The sequence below is a fragment of the Methanosarcina horonobensis HB-1 = JCM 15518 genome, from assembly GCF_000970285.1.
Lineage (GTDB): Archaea > Halobacteriota > Methanosarcinia > Methanosarcinales > Methanosarcinaceae > Methanosarcina > Methanosarcina horonobensis.
In genome coordinates, this window is the sequence record NZ_CP009516.1 from 1,814,975 (window position 1) to 1,833,318 (window position 18,344).

Annotated in this window: 15 protein-coding genes and 1 pseudogene; 5 read left to right on the forward strand and 11 right to left on the reverse strand. The window is 37.5% G+C overall.

Going from position 1 to position 18,344, the window contains the following annotated elements:
- Positions 1-32: 32 nt before the first annotated feature.
- The 5 genes and pseudogenes from MSHOH_RS22060 to MSHOH_RS25840 form a co-directional block, all read right to left on the reverse strand.
- Positions 33-2,906: a PAS domain S-box protein gene (locus tag MSHOH_RS22060; RefSeq protein ID WP_052730766.1), complete on the reverse strand. Its 2,874-nt coding sequence runs from the start codon at positions 2,904-2,906 to the stop codon at positions 33-35.
- 1,180 nt (positions 2,907-4,086) lie between these two features.
- The gene (locus MSHOH_RS08040; RefSeq protein ID WP_052730767.1) at positions 4,087-5,151 is read right to left on the reverse strand and encodes an FAD-dependent monooxygenase; all 1,065 of its coding nucleotides are present in this window, start codon (positions 5,149-5,151) and stop codon (positions 4,087-4,089) included.
- 266 nt (positions 5,152-5,417) lie between these two features.
- On the reverse strand, positions 5,418-6,281 hold the full coding sequence (locus MSHOH_RS08045) for an alpha/beta fold hydrolase (protein WP_048138765.1): 864 nt from the start codon (positions 6,279-6,281) through the stop codon (positions 5,418-5,420).
- Between the two features lie 297 nt (positions 6,282-6,578).
- Positions 6,579-8,198, reverse strand: a complete 1,620-nt coding sequence (locus MSHOH_RS24615) for a PAS domain-containing sensor histidine kinase (protein ID WP_338037939.1) — start codon at positions 8,196-8,198, stop codon at positions 6,579-6,581.
- A pseudogene (locus MSHOH_RS25840) lies at positions 8,175-8,885 on the reverse strand (PocR ligand-binding domain-containing protein); the annotation flags it as partial. The pseudogene MSHOH_RS25840 and the gene MSHOH_RS24615, both read right to left, overlap by 24 nt.
- Before the next feature lie 1,431 nt (positions 8,886-10,316).
- On the opposite strand from MSHOH_RS25840, the gene MSHOH_RS22075 reads away from it, so the two are divergent.
- Positions 10,317-11,051 (forward strand): Abi-alpha family protein, encoded by a 735-nt coding sequence (locus tag MSHOH_RS22075; protein ID WP_052730769.1) that lies wholly within the window; start codon positions 10,317-10,319, stop codon positions 11,049-11,051.
- Between the two features lie 119 nt (positions 11,052-11,170).
- Here MSHOH_RS22075 and MSHOH_RS24275 read toward each other — a convergent pair whose 3' ends face one another.
- From MSHOH_RS24275 to MSHOH_RS08070, 3 genes are read right to left on the reverse strand one after another with little or no spacing between them, the layout of a single operon-like run.
- A complete protein-coding gene (locus MSHOH_RS24275) occupies positions 11,171-11,434 on the reverse strand; it encodes a hypothetical protein (RefSeq protein ID WP_162197617.1) in 264 nt (87 codons plus the stop codon).
- Positions 11,435-11,480: 46 nt separating this feature from the next.
- Entirely contained in the window at positions 11,481-11,954 is a 474-nt protein-coding gene (locus tag MSHOH_RS08065; RefSeq protein WP_082089272.1) for a transposase, read from the reverse strand.
- A complete protein-coding gene (locus tag MSHOH_RS08070) occupies positions 11,927-12,286 on the reverse strand; it encodes a transposase (RefSeq protein ID WP_048138771.1) in 360 nt (119 codons plus the stop codon). Before MSHOH_RS08070 ends, MSHOH_RS08065 begins: the two co-directional genes overlap by 28 nt.
- A 607-nt stretch (positions 12,287-12,893) precedes the next feature.
- On the opposite strand from MSHOH_RS08070, the gene MSHOH_RS08080 reads away from it, so the two are divergent.
- Entirely contained in the window at positions 12,894-13,577 is a 684-nt protein-coding gene (locus tag MSHOH_RS08080) for a hypothetical protein (RefSeq protein WP_048138775.1), read from the forward strand.
- 162 nt (positions 13,578-13,739) lie between these two features.
- Here MSHOH_RS08080 and MSHOH_RS08085 read toward each other — a convergent pair whose 3' ends face one another.
- Both MSHOH_RS08085 and MSHOH_RS24280 read right to left on the reverse strand, forming a co-directional pair.
- On the reverse strand, positions 13,740-14,288 hold the full coding sequence (locus MSHOH_RS08085; protein ID WP_048138777.1) for a tyrosine-type recombinase/integrase: 549 nt from the start codon (positions 14,286-14,288) through the stop codon (positions 13,740-13,742).
- A gap of 184 nt (positions 14,289-14,472) precedes the next feature.
- Entirely contained in the window at positions 14,473-14,649 is a 177-nt protein-coding gene (locus MSHOH_RS24280) for a hypothetical protein (protein WP_162197618.1), read from the reverse strand.
- 247 nt (positions 14,650-14,896) lie between these two features.
- Here MSHOH_RS24280 and MSHOH_RS08090 point away from each other — a divergent pair, with 247 nt between their 5' ends.
- From MSHOH_RS08090 to MSHOH_RS08100, 3 genes are all read left to right on the forward strand, one after another.
- Positions 14,897-15,187 carry a DUF3795 domain-containing protein gene (locus MSHOH_RS08090; protein ID WP_239451270.1) on the forward strand — a complete coding sequence of 97 codons (291 nt, stop codon included), beginning with the start codon at positions 14,897-14,899 and terminating at the stop codon, positions 15,185-15,187.
- 368 nt (positions 15,188-15,555) lie between these two features.
- A complete protein-coding gene (locus MSHOH_RS08095) occupies positions 15,556-16,188 on the forward strand; it encodes a methyltransferase family protein (RefSeq protein ID WP_048138782.1) in 633 nt (210 codons plus the stop codon).
- 98 nt (positions 16,189-16,286) lie between these two features.
- Positions 16,287-16,769, forward strand: a complete 483-nt coding sequence (locus tag MSHOH_RS08100) for a serine protease family protein (protein WP_048138784.1) — start codon at positions 16,287-16,289, stop codon at positions 16,767-16,769.
- 55 nt (positions 16,770-16,824) lie between these two features.
- Here the strand turns inward: MSHOH_RS08100 and MSHOH_RS08105 are convergent, their stop codons facing one another.
- Entirely contained in the window at positions 16,825-17,898 is a 1,074-nt protein-coding gene (locus tag MSHOH_RS08105; protein WP_048138786.1) for a lysylphosphatidylglycerol synthase transmembrane domain-containing protein, read from the reverse strand.
- Positions 17,899-18,344 lie beyond the last annotated feature (446 nt).

Below are 18,344 nucleotides of genomic sequence, written 5' to 3' on the forward strand. Positions count from 1 at the left end.
ATATGTGGCCTATCCTATCTCAACTAATATTTTTACAGATTCTCTTTTTCTTCTACGCTGAAGCTTATTGTAAATTCAGTACCTTTATCCCTTTTAAGTTCGATTTCACCGTCTAACTGATCTACTAAAATATTCACAAGCTGCAGACCAAGAGTTTCTGTATTTTCAAAATCAATGTTTTCAGGAATGCCAACTCCATTGTCTGAAATAGTCAGAACGTACTCTGTATTTCCATCTTTTATATCTTCTTTTCTGTGGAGTATTATTTGGATTTCTCCTCCATCTCTGCCTGAAAATGCATACTTGAAGGAATTACTGACAATCTCATTAACAATCATTCCTAATGGGACTGCTGTATCCATGTCAAAGAAAATGCTCTCTTCAAGATCCAAGTTTAAACTGACATTGGTATTCTCAAGCCTGCAAGTATGGAAAAGACTGTCAGCAAGTCTCTGCAGGTATAGCGAAAAGTTCAATTTATCTATTCCTCTACCTTCGTGCAGTTCCTCATGAATCAAGGCAATAGACATTACTCTATCCTGACTTTCCCTAAAAGCTTCCAAAACTTCATGATTCTTGATATCTTTTCTACTTTTGAACTTTTCAGCTTGAAGATCAAGAAGGGAAGAGATTACCTGTAGATTATTTTTGATTCTGTGGTGGACTTCCTGTTTACGGGCAATTTCAATTTTTGCAAGGGCTTCTTCTGCTTTTTTGCGATCGGTGATGTCCAAGGCCGATACAGTGCCTCCAATAACATTGCCAGTGTCGTTATAAAGTGGTTCGATGATAGTATCATACGTGTGTACACCATCGCTGCGGCTGAACGAGATCTCCTCATGGATGCCTTTGCCACTTTTCAACACCTGCCTCTTGAGGGCTGTAAACCGTCGCATTTCATCAGAGTTCTCCAGCTCATCACCGCGTTTACCAATTAGTAAAGAAGCATCAAAGTCTGGATGAGGGTTATATATCCACGTGTATCTCAAATTGGAATTGAATTGGGACAACACGAATTTTGTATTCTTTACAGAAATGCGGAAGCGTTCCTCACTCTCTTTCAACAAGTTGTAAGCTTCTTCAAGTTCTGCTGTGCGTTCTTTAACTTTTATTTCTAAGGAAGAATATGCTTCTTTCAGTGCCTCCTCGGCGCGTTTTCGCTCGGTGATGTCCATAAATATGACTCCGAAGCGTGGAGGTTTTATTGGAAAGGCGTAGACCTCGAAGTATCTGTTGAGTGCTTTTGAATAATTCTCAAAGTGGGCCGGTTCACCGGTGAGCACTACACTATTATATTTTTCAAGCCAGTATGGGTCGGCGACAGCAAACAAATCGTTTCTCAGCTTGCCTATCACATCTGCCCGCTCCAACCCTATAAGCCATTCAAATGCCGGGTTTACGTCTATAAACTTCAAGTCCACTGGTAATTGTTCACCGTCGTAAACGACCTCTTGTACGGCGAACCCTTCAGACATCGAATTAAATAGAGTTCGGAAGCTCTCCTCGCTCTCCCGAAGTGCCTCTTCCATGTGTTTACGTTCTGTGATATCCCTGATAATAGCGACTGCTCGAGGCTCTCCATTTATATCTGTGAAAAGGGCAGTATTTAACTCTCCAATGAATCTAGTTCCATCCTTACGTCTGTAAGTGAGCTGTACTTTTGCTGATCCAGAGCGTGTACGTTTGTCTAACAAGGAGGATAGCGCAGGATCTTCGGGGTCAAACATCGCATCGCGCCCCTTACCTATCAGTTCTTTTTCCGACCATCCAAGCAGTCGACAGGCAGCTGGATTAGCTGACAGAATTTTTCCATTACCTCTAGGATCAGTCAGAATAATCGCATCCAGGCTGTGGTCAAAGAGAAGACGACACCGCTTTTCACTTTCACTCATTGCTTCATAAGCCTCTTTGAGTTCTTCAGTTTGAGCTTGCAACTCTTCAGACTGTAGTTGTAATTCTTCATTAACCGCCTGTAATTTCTCAGATTTAATCTGAAGCTCCTCATGAGCTTCGTGTAATGTATTTTCAGCTTTCTTTCGCTCGGTAATATCTCTTACATAGCCTGCCAACCCGATTATTTTGCCTTCTTTATTACTCCAAGGCTCATAAGTACTTATGAAATGTTGAGATCCAGCAGACCCATTAAGTGTCATTTCCAGAGTGCGCCCGATACCCGACTCAAGAATTTGCTGCTTGATAGCGTGCAGTTCTCGTCCAGATTCAGGTATTTCTCCTATATCACCTAATTCGATATCGGTATGCCCAAGATACTGATCTATGCTTAAACCTTCTATTGGTTTGGGTACCCATACATAGCGTAGGCCTGAGTCTTGCAGGAAAATACTATCAGGAGAATTATCTACGATAAACTGTAGCCGTTCTTTAATTTCATTAAGCGTTTCTTCAGCCTGTTTATACTTTGTCGTCTCACGTAATGATAAGACCAGGCCAGTCACATTTCCGTCTGAATTCTTAACTGGCACTAGGCTCCAATCCCAATAGGTGACTCCACGTTCAGGCTGATCAGGATAAACAAACGGCTTGTCTTTGAAGAATACGCCTTTGCCGGTATCCCTGACTTTCCGGAAAATAGCCTCATTTTCCTCGTGGGGATATAATACAAAATGATTCTTGCCAACCAGTTCTTCCGGTTTCATATGGCACGATTCGGCATAGGCGGGGTTGACCCACACAAAGTTGAATTGGGGATCAAAAAAGGCCAGCATAAAGTCGGTGGTCTGCATTACGCTTTCAAGCAAGTTTCGATCACGGCTAAGCGTCTCATCAGCCTTCTTGCATTCAAGAATCTCAGCACGCAAATCTTTATTGGCCTTTTCCAACTCAGCTATTCTTCTTTGCATCTGGAGATCCGTTTCATCCTTATTCGGAAGGTCAGAAGCAGTCATAATTCCTCAACATGGCTTTAAAACAGGGCATTGATATTTCCCAGTAATTTTTATCTCCCAGTAATTTTTATCTTATCCCGTTGTCTGCTAGAATTGACATAAGTGTGACTCTGGGCAAATCCCTAATACCTATTAATTGATAAATATTTATCTAATGATATTTATGATATCGGCAATATATAGTTTTTAAGAATTGAAGTGAAGAAGTTATTTGGGAAAAGTAATATTTTATCTATTACAGATAAAAAGACCTAAATAGTTCAAATAGAAGCTTTTTTATTTAGGCGAAAAGCGTATTGCATAAAGAAGGAAGTATAGAAGACAATTTTTGCCTCTTTTGCATTTACTTTTACGAACAACCCCACACCAAAAATTCTTTAAAAAGCCAATAGACGACTTTATCAACTATTAATTCACTAGCCAATCTTAAGCCAAATTTTTTCTCATAAACACTCGAATCAGGTTAGTGCATAAGAGCCGGATTTTTAACATAACCTTTGAAGCATACAAGGTTATTACAGGTAATGTTCTAAAGCCCTGAGAAAACTTATTTTATAGAAGATAATCAAAGTTTCCTTAATCAAAGTTTCCTTAATCAAAGTTTCCTTAATCAAAGTTTCCTTAATCAAAGTTTCCTTAATCAAAGTTTCCTGGCAAATCCCTCTGCAAATAAAGAGGTAGTCACTGCCAAATTCTTCTAGTCTCTAACAATTACATAGAAATTCTACATCGGTTAAAATCAGCTTCCTTTTATTTTTCTTCACAGGGCACTCTACAGCATAAGCATTGAATCAGGTGTCTTTATAATCAATCTCACAGTCAAACAATGCTTTTAATGGTTATCCATTAACTTTCTCATGTTCTTATATTGGTAGGCAAATTCCTCATTTATCCCTCAAAAACGCAAACGATCAAAACTAATTAAGATATATAACCTCTTCGTTACTCAGAGGTTATATCATATACTCTACCACAGCAGGAGAAAGCATTACCGACAGCATCAGCGACTTTGATATTGCAGCCTTGGATTGAAGAACAAGGGAAGTGACAAAAGCGATTTACGTTTATTTTGTGGGCGTATTTACAGGTGAATCTAAGAGGCTGTCTTTCAAATAGGCTCGATATTTTTACTGTGTGGGAGTACGAACAAACTTTTACACACCACATTTATATTTGGTTGTCATGCTTCGCCATCAAAATTTTGCGTTACATTATTCCAAAAATAAGGATAAAAACATTCAATAAATTTCCACTGTCTTTTCATGTACTTTATCTCATTTGACAGATTACTATTATAATTCAGTTCGATTTCTGCACAATCGGTTAACTCTAACGACTTTTGTTTTATACACGCATTTGATAAGCAAAGTCCACTTGTCAATGCTATTGAAATACCTTCACCGAATGGATTTAAAAGTCCCGCAACTTCACCTGCAAAAAAAACTCTTCTATTTCTTAAAACTATAGGAAAATCAGGTATAACTAATGGTATATACCAGGCTTCATCTTTGATTTCTTTGATTATTTCAAAATTAATTTCTTTTTTTAGAAAGGAAATAAATTGGTTGTGAAAATATTTTGATTTGGCTAATGTTTTTGCTATCGTACCTACAACAATGTGGTTATTTTTGGTGTTTATCCATGAATCATATTCTGAGAAATCCTTTGAAATATAAGCATAAAACTTTGATCTATCAATAGAAGCCCTTGCATTGTAGTATTTTTGATATGTAACCAACTTATTTTGCTTTGGTGTATTTGTCATTATCCTTGAAGTTCCGCTGGCTCCATCACATGCAATTACAATTTTAGAGTTAATTTTGTAGACACTATCGGCTTTTATTGTTAATGTAACTCCATTTTCATTCTCATCCAATTTTACAACCCTTGAATGATCTATAAGATCTGCTCCTGCCTTAATTGCATGTTGTACTAGCCAATAATCAAATTTATCTCTTAAAATGTTTAAACCTTTATCTGGAAAGTCTTGTGGCACCATATATTCATCAATAATATTAATTCCATTAGTCTCGTAGGGAGTGCATTTGACATCATCAGGAATATTATCAAAATATTTCTCAAGTACATCTACCGACTTTTTTATCAGGATTCCAGAACAGGATTTATTGCGTGGTAAATCCTGTGCTTCTACAATAAGCACCTTAAAGTGATTAGCAAGGTTATATGCACTCATACTGCCAGCAGGACCGGCACCGATGATTGTAATGTCATATTGTTTATCCAAACTCTAATTCTCCTTAAACCAGAACCTGGTGCAAATTCAATGCATGGCTTAGATTTTGGTCGTGCATTAGTAGCTGGTTAATATTTTGTCTTTGAGTATTTTTGCTTAATTGCATCTGTTGTCAGAAATCACTCTGTCAGTAGATTTTTTCTCTGCAAACTTTATATAAGGAAAGTGCAACTTAAAGTAATTCAACCCTCCTGCCGGGGCCCCTATTGATCTCACTTTCTAGTTCAGAAAAGGTGTCCGTGCACCCTCAATTGCCTTCAAGTTATGTTGTTCTCCTCTCCACCTTTATTATTCGGCCTTACGCCTTGAAAAAACGCGAGCAAATCCTCATTGACCCGGTCTTTGAGTGTCGTGCACATGCCATGCGGCGCGCCCTTATAAATCTTCAGCGTGGAGTCCTTAATAAGCTTGGACGAGAGTAGGGCCGAGGCACCAATCGGCACAATCTGATCGTCGTCACCATGCAGGATCAGCGTCGGAACATCGAATTTTTTAAGGTTCTCCGTTAGGTCTGTTTCGGAGAAAGCCTTGATGCAAAAGTATGCGGCCGGAAATCCAGCCATCATTCCTTGGAGCCAGAATGATTCACGCACGCCTTCCGAGATTTTGGCGCCCGGCCTGTTATAACCATAGAAGGGTAGGCTGAGATCCTTCCAGAACTGCGAACGGTCGGCTTGGACAGCCTCACGCAACTTGTCAAACTCCTCGATCGGTGTGCCTGCCGGGTTTGTCTCTGTTTTCAACATCAGTGGTGGGATCGCACCGATCAGTACGGTCTTAGCTACACGTTTCGTGCCGTGACGGCCAATGTAGCGAGCAACTTCACCGCCGCCTGTGGAGTGACCAACGTGAATCACGTTTTTCAGGTCAAGCGCTTCGACAAGCGTCGCGAGGTCGTCCGCGTAGGTGTCCATGTCATTGCCATTCCAGGGCTGGCTCGAGCGCCCGTGACCCCGGCGGTCATGGGCTATGCATCGATATCCCCGGGAAGCTAGAAAGAACATCTGGTCTTCAAAAGCATCCGCGCTCAACGGCCAGCCATGGCTGAAGACCACCGGCTGTCCACTGCCCCAGTCCTTGTAATAGATCTGTGTGCCGTCCTCTGTCGTGATCGTTGTCATAGGACGATGTCCGTTATCAAATCATATATAATTTTAAGAATAACTTCTTCTTAATATTAATAGTCTTTAAAAAAAATTCGCTTTTATACGTAGCTTCTATACATATATGCACGGTTTAGGTATATGCCTTAGGGATATATGTTAAAAACAGCAAATATCTTCGCAAATTATATTTTTTGCTGACGGCGAAGAATAACTGATAACATAATAAATTTAATAAATTTAATCCATTGATATTGATTTTCAACTTATTTACAAAAATGATTCAATCTAAAAATCGAATCTATTAAGAGGTACTTACTGCCTAATGTAAGTTCCGCTTATTGGAATTACGAACGCAAAGGTACTTCCCTTATCGGAATTACTTCTGAACCAGACATACCCACCATGCAAATAGACAATCTGCTTAACCAATGAAAGTCCTAGTCCTGTTCCCTGGAATTTTTTGGAGAAAAAATTGTCTACCTGGCTAAATGGTTTGAAGAGTTTATTCTGATCTTCGAGTTTAATACCTATCCCTGTATCTTCAACTGTTATTTCCACCATATCTCCCTTTTTTCTTGCCCTTATCTTTACAAGACCATTTTCATAGGAGAACTTAATAGCGTTATCCACAAGGTTATACATGATCTGAGCAAACCTGGATTCGTCCGCACGGATCCTTTTAAGTTCTCTCTCGACATCTACTTCAATTTTAATATTTTTTCGATCTGCAATTGGAGACAGCAGATTTTGTATCATCTTAAGCTTAGCAGCAAGTTCAAAGTCTTTATAATCAAGCTCGAGTTTTCCGGCTTCGATTTTAGAAAGATCCAAAAGATCATTGATCAAATTAAGGAGATGCTTTCCGCTTCGAGAAATATTTTCTGTAGCTCTTAATTGTCTTTCCGTAAGTTTTCCATATGCCTGCTCATACAACATATCAGAAAATCCTATTATTGAGTTAAGTGGGGTTCTCAGTTCGTGGCTCATATTTGCAAGGAATTCACTCTTGGCACGGTTTGCAACTTCTGCAATTCGTTTTTCTTGCAAAAGTTTTTCTGCTATCTTCTTTTCCGTAATATCTCTAGCAATAATAGAAATAGCCACAAGTTCTCCATATATGTCAAAAACCGGAGAATAAGTTAATGAAATATTTATGATTGTACCATCCTTTTTTAATCGCAAAGTCTCATAGTGTTGAATTCTTTCTCCCTGTTTAATCTTTTCAACTAACTGCTTTATTTCTCCTTTAATAATATCCGGTTCAAGTATTGATGTATATTTTCCCAGGACTTCTCCAGCCAAATAACCATAAGCCTGCTCCGCCCCCTTATTCCAGCTGGTAATAATACCATCAAGAGACTCAGTTGTAATTATATCGTTCGATGATTCTACAACATTCGCTAATCTCTTAATTTTCTCCTCAGCTTTCTTACGTTCTGTAATATCTATGAATGCAGATACTGATCCTCGTAGATTTCCCTGCTCGTCACGTAAGGGTCTGGCGTTGCCTAATACATGCCGTATACCGCCGTCAGCAGATACAATATCTAGCTCGCAGTCCTTTATCTCTATACCTGCAGCCGCCATCTGCGACGGCATTTTTTCAGGCGGGATTTCCCTTCCGTCCTTGAATAACTTAAACATCTCTGGCCGCTCTCCTTCAGGAGCTGACTTGGAAAAGTTTGTACCCACAGGAACCCCTAGCCATTTATAGGAGAGGCGGTTACCAGTTAGCTGACGAACCTGAGGATCGTGCGCTATACATACGGAAACAGGAACGGAATCCAATACTGCTGCCAGTTCATCCGAACGAGCTCGCTCACGTTTCTCACTCTCAAGCAGCGCATCTACTAGTGTATCGCGTTCAGCCAGCGATTTAGATAGCTTGATATTGCTGTAACTTAGCTGCGAAATCACGTTAGCAAACGTCATGAGAAATGACATGCCTGTGTTCACAGCCTTCCTACTCAACCGTGGAACTTTTTCAAGCGCTGCCATATATTCCTTTTCATCGAAGCCGTATTTTCTGGCCTGGGATCGGAAAAGCTTATAGTCAACAGGCTCATCCTCAAAAAAGAACTGCCCTCCGAAGATATAGCCGACATGCTAGTCACCCACCATGATGGGAGTTACTACGTCCCACATGTTGTTCTTACATTTATACATTTTAAACTCTCCAGGGGTAATTCCCGAGGATAGGTTTATGTTGCTTTCTACGCAGTGCTTGCAGGTTTCGGGATGAACTCTGTGGAATCTGGTGCAGATATCCTGCCACCCTACACCTGCCAGAACACTCCCTTTGAGATCGTTTAAGCCTATGGGAATATGAGTAAGTTTATAAAAATCATCCATTAAGGGCTGGATAGTTTGGACATCAATAATCTCAGCCAGATCCAGAAGGTCTATTTTTTGAGAAGGTGAAAGGTCATTTTCTAACTTCAGCCTGACGCACTGCTCATTCCGGCTAGATGCCTCCTCAGCCCTTTTGGACCTGGTAATATTTCGGTTCGGTACCATATTATCGGCACGCAAGTCTTGATTGATTTCTTCCAGTTCAGCTATCCGTTTTTTCATCTGGATCTTTATTTCATCCCTATCCGGAAGATTAAAATGAGTCATAATTTCCTCAGTCTTGCTTTAAAGCAGGCATCTAATATTCACATTAAATATATTTTTATCTCGCCCTTTATTGATTAAATTATCCTGTAAAATAATCTCAAAACCCGTTTATTGAAGACTATTTTAAGTAAAAAATACAGACAATTATATATAAAAAAGCAAAAAAAATTGATCAAAACTTGTTTGTCTCGGGAAAAGAGAACTTATTTGGTAAATAGTTCTGGTATAAAGTAACACCACTTAAAAGCAAGGTACGTATGATATAATCTTCAGCTCTCCCAGAGCCTCACATTTTGTTAAAAGCAGCTTCCTTACCTCTTTTTATCCTGAAAATTAGCCAAAAAGTAATTTTTTTGTAAAATCCCGCAGGTGTTAGGAAACATCTGTTCTGCTTTGTACATAGTATCTTTTTTCAACCAACCATATCCAAACTTAAAATCTGGCGCTTTGACATACTCATGTTAAATTTTTATACCATGTTGGAATTTTAGAACAAATATTCAATTCCATGACAATATTTACAACCAAATTGTAACTAACTAACAAAGTAAGACTTCAAAGACAATAAAAGTGACTACAAATATAGGAACTAATTCATGGGTAGAAGACGAAGCTGAATTTTCTGTTCAGAACTGAAGAAGAAAACAATGGAGAAATCAATAATTCGAGCAATAGTAATTCTGAATCTGATAACAAGGGTAAACTAGGTAATACTACCTCTACTCCAGGATTCGGATTATTAGGTGGCCTGACATGTCTGTATGGTGGTTGGAAGCTCAGGAAGAGGTAATGTAGAGCTTGGATAACTCGACCTCTGGCGCCTGGTAATCTATTACCTACTGAGTTTAATCCAATTTTATGCAATCAATAGTGAGATTGTATCTTTTTTTCAGTCCAATATAGTTTCAAAAATGAAAGCTGGATGATAGAAAATGTGATTATCTCTGACTATTGGAAATAATAAAAAGCATGGAATTGTTCTAATCTTAGTGTTTTCTTTGTTAATTTTATGCTCTTTAACATTATCCAATTCTTCTCAAGATGATGTTAAACTAGCAATACAGTGTACAGTAAGTAGGCAACCGGACGATTTTGGTATAATATCCTACTGTAAGAATTCGAACATTGTTCACGTAAAGATGTAAATTTTCAGGATCTTTTTGATAATTGATTTTGGATATTTTAGTTCGTTCATTTGTATTTCATCATGAAAATAAATATGCAAAGAAAACATATAAAATTATTCATTTCTTTGCATCTATTTATAGAAAAGTCAGACTTAGGGGGAAAATAGGAAAAAATGCATAGATTTTCTATATAAATCCTGTGCATCTAAACGAGAGAAAAAGAAGGAAAAAATAATCTCTGGAAATATATGGCATATCATAACAAAAAGAAAAGTGCATTAATGGTTAATGCTTTGTGGTCACTATGTATGAATCTGATGAATGGGCGAAAACTGGGTCAGAAGCTGCAAAAGTTGTTACCACTTTAGTAGGAGCGGTAGAAAAGGCAGGAAGTTATTTTGCAAGGTATCTAGACGAACCACTTACACAATTTTCTGGAATAACCACTGACGAACTAAAATCAATTCGTCAGCAGCTCCAATTAAAGCACAAAACAAGAGAATTAGACAAAATTATTGAAATCCTCGATCAAAGAGGAATAAAAGTCACGAGATCTATTTCTAAAAGACTCTTGATACCAATGTTAGAGCAAGCTACTTTGGAGGAAGAAGATGAGCTAAAAGCTATCTGGTGTAAACTAATAGCAAATAGTTTAGATCCAGCTTTTGGTGTGAAAATAAGATATGCTTTTATTGATATTCTTAAGAGCCTAACATCCTTAGATGCTAAAATACTAAAATACATTTATGATACCGTAATGATTACAGTTACGCAAGAACAAACAAACATAGCTGAAGTCAATCTCAATGAGTATACAATAAGTATTGATAAAATCATAAAAGATGTTCCTGCTCCAGATTCAGAAATTAAGTTAAGTCTATATAATTTAAAGAGAGTCCAATGTGTGTGGGATGGGGATTTCATAGATAGAAAATCAGGAATATTACCAGGTAAAGGAATAGTAGTTAGAGAAAATCGAGATAAAAATTACACACTTACACTATTGGGATCTGCTTTAATAGAGGCGTGTATGAAGTGATTCCTTATCGATATAACCTTAATTCTAGAAGTAGCTTGTAAAGAGTCTCTTCTATGGAATGCCCTAAAACCTTAATATCCGAAGCTATACCTTTTAAATGTATTTTTTTTGAGAATATTTTATTTTAATAAATAAGCTATAACTATAGATAAAATTAAAAATATTGTTGAAATTATAATGTCATCTTTCTTTCTTTCCAAAAAGGATGTTTCAAATTTTATATTTTGAAGAGATATTGGGAACTGTTTTTTTAACTTCTTCTTATTTTTTGAAAGTTGAACATAACGTGTTATAGAACGTGTGATATAGTAAAAAGTCATGGAAAGAGACAGGAAAAACACAAATATAGAAATGTCATTGTTTATACCTGATTCTGCACTCATTATAATCAATATAATGGGTAAATAAATAATACTTATAGTAATGAGCCTATCCCAAAACTTCATTTAATCTAATTATTGCTGCTACCATTACAACTCCTAGATATGATTCCTCTTTTATTTCATATCTTGGAAATACTTTCTTACATGACTCTATCCAGCTAAAGAACCTTTCTACTATACTTTTCTTTTTGTATTCTTTCTGATCTACCTTTATTGGTCTTCCTATCTTCTTTTTCTTCCGATTTCTTTTATTTACTGATATATTGGACTTTATTCCTCTTTTCCTGTTATATTTTCTAATTTTAGTTGTATCATACATTCCATCAGCTGTTACTTTTGAAAGCCTGTTAACAGGCCTTCCTACAGGTCTCTTAATTTTGAAATTATTAAGTGTAGGTATATAAAGTGTTGAATCATTCTCATTTGCGGGAACAACAATTATAGAGAGGGGTAGACCCTGTAAATCTACTAAAACGCTTAATTTTATTCCTTTTACTTTTTTATGACCGTCGTAGCCGATATTCCCCCTTTTTTAGCCGGAATATCTTTCGTATCAGTAAAACAATGAGAGAGATCTATTTTCTTCAAATCATAACCTTTGTTTAAAAGTTCATTAAAGATTTCCTGATAAATTCCATGTTCACAGAGGTAGAGGTGGAATCTATGAACGGTTGATTTAGAACCATAGCGGCGAGGAACATCTTTCCATGTACAACCTGTCATAACAACGTACAAAATACCATTCATTAACTTCCTCATATTTGCACGTGGTCTTCCTGTATGTGGTTTCTGAGGAGGAAGATAAGGCTCTATTGATTCCCATAGAACGTCATCGATTTCATGGAATGACATAAAGGTAGATTTATAATTTCAACATAATATTACTTTTGGGATAGGCTCAATAAGTGAACTTTTTATTTTTTCAATTTCTTTCTGCATGTCATCTTCGGTATCACTCTTATATTTCAAAAGTTGTATAAAATATCGAACTAAACGTATGAAAAGGTGAATAGACGGAACAAAAGATAGTAAAAATAATAATATAAAGACGGTGTTCTCAATTATATTTAATATCGAACCAATTATAACTAATATAATAGGTATACAGAGAATACCTATATTGATAAGTCTATCTTTTACTAATTCAATATTTTCCTGAGACTCCTTTTTGTTTGAAAATATTAAGTTCCATAAATCTAATGTCATTCATTTCAGAATTTCTTAATGATGTTTAAATCTTTTGTTTTAAATCCGTTATTTATTAAGAGCGTCTAATACGGAGAGTCCGACAAAATATATTATGTCGTTTTGTGTTCAGATTTGTATAAAAATATCAATAATTTGTATTATCGTAGACTTCATGTGCCTTTTCTACGCGAAACGAGAATTGAAAAAGCCTTTATTCAATCTTTTTCGATAACTATTTAAACTAGTTAACAAAAAATAATTGTGAGCCGTTATGATTCCTTTGAATGGTTTTTGGTCTGATGTTTTATCTGGAACTATTGTTATATTTCTAGGACTAGCAATAACATACATTGCCTCGTACTTATATAAAATAATTGTTGAAAAAAAACCAGCTAAATTAGAGATTAAATTAGTGGTTTGTGTTATTTTTGTAATCGTAGTTGCGTTTGCAGGTATCTACGCCTCTATGACTGACAAGCCAGAGGGACCTACAGAGGGATCTACAGGACCTACAGAGGGATCTACAGGACCTACAGAAGTTAGTTATAATGAATGGAATGGAAAAATAATTCCTGATATAGGAGGAACTTCTAACACAGGAGGAACTTCTGATACAGGAGTTTGTTATTATGATTGGAAAGGAACAGTTCTAGATAACCTTACTGGTACTTACAATCCAGATTATACTTATTTTATGGTGACTTTATATGTCAAAAACGATGCAAGTCAACCAGTGTCTACAAATGCTTGGTATTGGAAACTTGTAGTAGATGGGGTAGAATACTCCCGTGATATGAATTCATTCGGTTCGACATACCAGACACCAGTAGAAATACAAAATGGCGGAGAAAAAGAAACTCGGATTATATATTGCCTAAATAGCATACCATCTGAAGCTGAAGTAATATATAAAAGACCCAGTACTCCAATTATGGAAAGAATAAAGCATTACTGAATTTGTTTCTGCTCAAAAGAATAAATATTTAAAATTAATCTAGAAGTAAACCTTAAAAACTCTAATTGAAAATTCTACTGAGTGTATATACTCTAAATAAAAAAAGAAAGAATGAGATGTTTTTTAATTTCCGAAAAAAAGATTCACTCGATAGAATTCCTTTCAAGTGAATCTTTTTCCCTTCTTAATACGTTTTTTTAAATTTTGAATTTCAACCCTTTCAACGGTTGCCTTTGCTGTTTCCCTTGCTAATACTTCATTTTCTGATTTTAATTTAATGAATTCGGGAGATTCGGAAATATCAATTTCTTTTTGGATCGTAAGGTATGGGATGTAATTTTCATACTTTTCTCGAAGTGCTTTTGGATCAGCACGAAAATAAGCATCTCTTGTACTGTCTATCTTATGTCCCATCATAAAATCGGTCGTGAAAATATCACAACCATTAGCAAGCAATGTGGAATTGAAGAATTTCCTTAAATTGTGTGATCTTACTAAGTTTCTTTCACCATAAGGGCTTGACATTCTTGCTCTTTCATTTAGTTCTCTATATATTTTCTGTATTGTGTGAGTATCAAGTTTTCTTAATTCTTCTGCTTCTCGAACATTTGTTTTTCGAATTTCGATATATTGTGATGGTACTGCCCTACAGATGAATATATATCCTGTTGCTTTCCCTCTTTTGTCATATTCTACTCTTTGTTTGAGCAATTGATTTTGTCGATATTGGTCTTTGTTTTCAGATATCCTGTTTCTATATTCTATGTATTTCCAAATTGCTCTTGAAGCTTCGGGAGTCAGGAAAGTATAAAATTCGTAATCGACTTTTTTCCTAATCAGGTGTAAAGTTGTTATTTCGGTTTCTTCATCGTAACTTTGCTGGCATCTCTGTTTTTTAATTGTGGACTTGATTTTTTGTATATCTAGGCAGTATAGGTAACTGAATATTATAAAAAATAAAAAAGCTTCTTACACCTGTCATTCTGCTTCTTATGGTAAGTGGTGCTATACCAGATTTTTCTAAATCTTCCCTAAACTCCCTTAGCTCATCAAAGATTCTTCTTTCCCTCATTAGCTAGCCGGATCTTGGATCTTATATCTTCTTCAGCTTCAATTAATATTTGCTCAGGTGTTTTGTCTAAAAATTCCGTATAGACTCTCATAGCATCAGTATATACATTTTTTGTATTTTTTGACGAGCCGGAAAGCTATTTTTTTATAGTTTGGTTGCACACAATCTCATTACGGAGTATTTTACCACCTTCTAACTTTCTAACTTTCTTATATTTCAATATAACTCCGAAGGAGTGTATGTATTATTGAATGAAGCTCTGCTCATTGCTCCCTGTGGAATGAACTGTTGCATTTGCATGGCTTACTTGAGGAAGAGAAATAAATGCCCGGGCTGTAGAACTGATGCTAACAAACCTGTTTCTCGAGTCATATGCAAAATAAAAACATGTGAAATTTTAACAAAAAATAAATTAACATTTTGTTTTGAATGCGAAAATTTTCCCTGCAAAAATTTAAAACATCTGGATAAAAGGTACCGTACCAAATACAATATGAGTATGACTGAAAACCTTGAAAATATTAAAAAACTTGGATAGAAGAATTTCTAAGAAATGAAAAAATAAGATGGACATGCACCGAATGCGGCGGCACAATCTGTGTTCATAAAGGCAATTGTTATAACTGCGGGAAAAAAATTTGAATTCAAAATTTTACCTATGGAGGTTTGACAAACTCTAATTTATCAAATATTATCTTCCGCATCAATTATTGTCTACATCAATTATTGTCTACATCAATTATTGTCTACATCAATTATTGTCTACATCAATTATTGTCTACATCAATTATTGTCTACATAATTGCCTGCAATTCCCTGAACTTCTAATACTTTTGAGGCATTATAAGTAAACTTTTCATACTGGTGCGGGAATATAAGCTATATAAATAAGGGGGACTGCTGGAATTGGCTTCTTCCAAAGTTACTGCTGTTTTTTCTCTGTTTGCATTTGCGGTTATTCACAGCCTGACTGCGAGCCTGCCCTTCAAACGCCTGGTCATGAGAGTAGCTGGTCCCAAAGCAGAAACGCTCTATCTGCCGGCATACAGCCTTATTGCAGGGCTGACGATACTGCCGCTTGTCTATCAGCTTTACAAAAACCCGGGGCGGATTCTCTACAAAGTACCTTCACCATGGCGCTGGCTCATGGTCGGGGGACAGTTAATTGCCGGAACTCTTTCCCTCATGGCTTTTCGGGACGCCCCACATAGGTTCAAAATACGCTCCCAGCTCTCCGGCCCGCAGGCTTCCGAAGCAGATTCCCTGAGGATCAAGGGCGTTTACCGGTGGGTAAGGGATCCCTTCCTGCTCTCGGGGGTGATCATGATCTGGCTCACTCCCTTTATGACCGTCAATCTGCTTATCGTATACATTTTGACTACCATATACTTTTATATGGGGTCTCTTCACTGGGAGAAAAGGTTGGTGGTACAGTTTGGTGACGAATACAGAGAATACCGGAAACGGGTTAACAGGATAATTCCAGGATTAAGGAGAAGGGTTAAAGAATCTGATCAATCTCTGGCTAATATAACGTAAATATAATAATGCTAAATATAATTAAAACCCAATTTAACGTAAACCCCGGAAACACCATAAACCATGTCCGGGCGAAACCGGCAGGTTGATGAAAGCTCATGATAAAGGCAGGCAGTTCTTTTTTTCACAATGGAAAACGCGGTACTATCGGCGCTGTAATCTCGCTCAAAGGAGTGCTTTATATGGTTACGGTTTCTCATATCTTTCGGGGTGAAGGAGACCGCCTGACAGTTAATGGAATGAGACTCTTTGTTACGCGAATTTTGAAAGATCACAATTTAGCCCTTATAGAGCTTCCTCCTGACAGCGAGGTTGAAATCACGGAATTTGGCAGCCCTGCCGAACTTGAGCTGGCTAAACTTATCAATGACACCCGTACTATCCATTATTGCAGGGTAGTTAATTCAGGAGCTTCACTGCTTTTCCTGGGCTTCCAGTGTCATGATATGCCGGAGCCGGGGGACAGCGGCTCTCCTATCGTGCAGGGAGGGAAGGTAATAGGTCTTATGTCCTCGACAACACTGGATACCTGCATGGGAATGGCGGTTTCATCTAAAATTCTCGGCAGCCTGGAAGTATAGGAATGCTAAGATGCTGAAAATTAATTTCGTTTTCGATTTCACGTCATATTTTATCTTAACGTGATTCCTTCTGCAGGTAAAAAGCAACTGGAAAACCGATCAGAGTAGGGATCCAGAAAGAAAACATCCTGTAACTAAGTATAACCACAACTGCAATCGGTCCTGGTACTCCAAGACCTGTATAGAGAGCTGCCATAGTGCTCTCTACAATCCCTACCCCTCCTGGGATTAGAAAAGTCATCTTTCCGAAAAGCAGGGGAAGTCCGTACCCCACAAGCAGGATTGAAGGCTTTATCGGGTGTCCTGCAGCTATGAAGAATAAGTAAAGAGTTAGCATATCAAGACTTATGGAAAAAGCTGCTGCCAGGGCTGGACGCTGCCACCCTCCTTTATGCAGAACATCAAGAGCTGCAAAGAGCCGGCTTACAAAGTTCTCGATAGGCACAGGATTATAGGGCTTGTTCCGGATTCTGGCAAAGAAAGCTGCTATTTTCCCGGCTCCTGCATTAAATCTGGTCCTGTGTTTTCTTCCCCAGCTTACTGCCAGAGTACCAAGACTCAGCAGAGTGAGGATCAGGAGAAATGCGTAGAATTGCACGGAAGAAAGTTCATGAACCAGAAGCAGGTGTACTGTTCCTGCTGTTGCGAGTAAAATCAGAACTGCATTGTTAAACATTGTAGGCAGTGTACCTGCAAGCCCTGAAGCCTCTTTGCTTACGCCAGCTTTCCTTACCCAGCTGTAGGTAGCTGCAGCATTTCCTAAAGTGCCTCCTGCCAGCATTCCCATACTCGATGCAGCAAGAGTGATGGCAGCTCCTTTTAAGATTGGGATATGCTGGTTTGCTATTGACAGAACCGAATTAATAAGATAGCTGTATCCGATGTAACTTATAATCTCTGCAAGGCCAGCGAGCAGTACAGCCCATAAAGTCATTGTCCTGATTACCTGAAGGGACCCTTCAAAAGAAGTAATTTGCGGAAGAATCAGATGAACCGCGAGTCCCAGGAAAACAAGAGTTAGAAGGTGACGTCCGGCTTTCAGGATCAGAGGTTGAGACGATAAAAGGCTCCAATAGTTATTGCTTTTATTTTCCAGATTCTGTAAACCTTCCTGTCCGTTTATACCCATTTTTAATCCTCTAAAACTAACATCACCTTTATTTTGTATTTTCTCACACCTCTTAATATATAAAAGAAATGACTCCTGGAATAAAGTTAATTTTATTCAAAATATAATCAGTTCTATAAATGCATATATTATAGCATTTAACGCAGCACTCTGCATTTGGTCTAAAGGATAATTATCGCAATGGTGAAGATATCTTCGATGTAACAAAAAACAATACACAAGCTTTTATGGACAGCAATAGATGGGAAGGCTTATCGACAACTTAGCTACGCTACGGTTTACGCAGTAGTCAAAGCAGTAGCTAGGAAGGCAGGATACCTTACCTCTTTTATCCTAAAGATAATTCTGGCATCACATAGTACTCGATAGCACCAGCATTGAAAGCAACCATCTTTACAGGCAGTCTCACGTTCAAACATCGTTTTTGAGGTTAAACGATTACCTCT